This window comes from Streptomyces sp. MnatMP-M17 (genome assembly GCF_900091995.1).
In the GTDB taxonomy this organism is placed as follows: domain Bacteria; phylum Actinomycetota; class Actinomycetes; order Streptomycetales; family Streptomycetaceae; genus Streptomyces.
The window spans coordinates 1-1,553 of record NZ_FMDK01000267.1 but is presented as its reverse complement, the minus strand read 5'-3'; the positions used below and the strand labels follow the sequence as shown (position 1 = coordinate 1,553).

Annotated in this window: 1 rRNA gene; it reads right to left on the bottom strand. The window is 56.5% G+C overall.

Features of this window, described 5'->3' with window-relative positions:
- Window positions 1-21 precede the first annotated feature (21 nt).
- Window positions 22-1,553, bottom strand: a 23S ribosomal RNA gene (locus GA0115259_RS12675); the annotation flags it as partial.

Genomic DNA, 1,553 nt, shown 5'->3' with positions numbered 1-1,553 from the left:
ACACAGTGGACGCGAGCAACTGAGGACAAGCCCTCGGCCTATTAGTACCGGTCAACTCCACCAGTCACCTGGCTTCCATATCCGGCCTATCAACCCAGTCGTCTACTGGGAGCCTTAACCCCTCAAAGGGGGTGGGAGCCCTCATCTCGAAGCAGGCTTCCCGCTTAGATGCTTTCAGCGGTTATCCCTCCCGAACGTAGCCAACCAGCCATGCCCTTGGCAGAACAACTGGCACACCAGAGGTTCGTCCGTCCCGGTCCTCTCGTACTAGGGACAGCCCTTCTCAAGACTCCTACGCGCACAGCGGATAGGGACCGAACTGTCTCACGACGTTCTAAACCCAGCTCGCGTACCGCTTTAATGGGCGAACAGCCCAACCCTTGGGACCGACTCCAGCCCCAGGATGCGACGAGCCGACATCGAGGTGCCAAACCATCCCGTCGATATGGACTCTTGGGGAAGATCAGCCTGTTATCCCCGGGGTACCTTTTATCCGTTGAGCGACGGCGCTTCCACAAGCCACCGCCGGATCACTAGTCCCGACTTTCGTCCCTGCTCGACCCGTCGGTCTCACAGTCAAGCTCCCTTGTGCACTTACACTCAACACCTGATTACCAACCAGGCTGAGGGAACCTTTGGGCGCCTCCGTTACCCTTTAGGAGGCAACCGCCCCAGTTAAACTACCCATCAGACACTGTCCCTGATCCGGATCACGGACCCAGGTTAGACATCCAGCACGACCAGAGTGGTATTTCAACGACGACTCCACAACCACTGGCGTGGCCGCTTCACAGTCTCCCACCTATCCTACACAAGCCGAACCGAACACCAATATCAAACTGTAGTAAAGGTCCCGGGGTCTTTCCGTCCTGCTGCGCGAAACGAGCATCTTTACTCGTAATGCAATTTCACCGGGCCTATGGTTGAGACAGTCGAGAAGTCGTTACGCCATTCGTGCAGGTCGGAACTTACCCGACAAGGAATTTCGCTACCTTAGGATGGTTATAGTTACCACCGCCGTTTACTGGCGCTTAAGTTCTCAGCCTCGCCGACCCGAAGATCGACTAACCGGTCCCCTTAACGTTCCAGCACCGGGCAGGCGTCAGTCCGTATACATCGCCTTACGGCTTCGCACGGACCTGTGTTTTTAGTAAACAGTCGCTTCTCGCTGGTCTCTGCGGCCACCCCAAGCTCAAAAAGTAAATCCCGTCACCTGGAGTGGCCCCCCTTCTCCCGAAGTTACGGGGGCATTTTGCCGAGTTCCTTAACCATAGTTCACCCGAACGCCTCGGTATTCTCTACCAGACCACCTGAGTCGGTTTAGGGTACGGGCCGCCATGAAACTCGCTAGAGGCTTTTCTCGACAGCATAGGATCATCCACTTCACCACAATCGGCTCGGCATCAGGTCTCAGACACAAGTTGCACGGATTTACCTGCACAACGCCCTACACCCTTACCCCGGGACAACCACCGCCCGGGATGGACTACCTTCCTGCGTCACCCCATCACTTACCTACTACAGATCTGGTCCGACGGCTCCACCACTCCCCT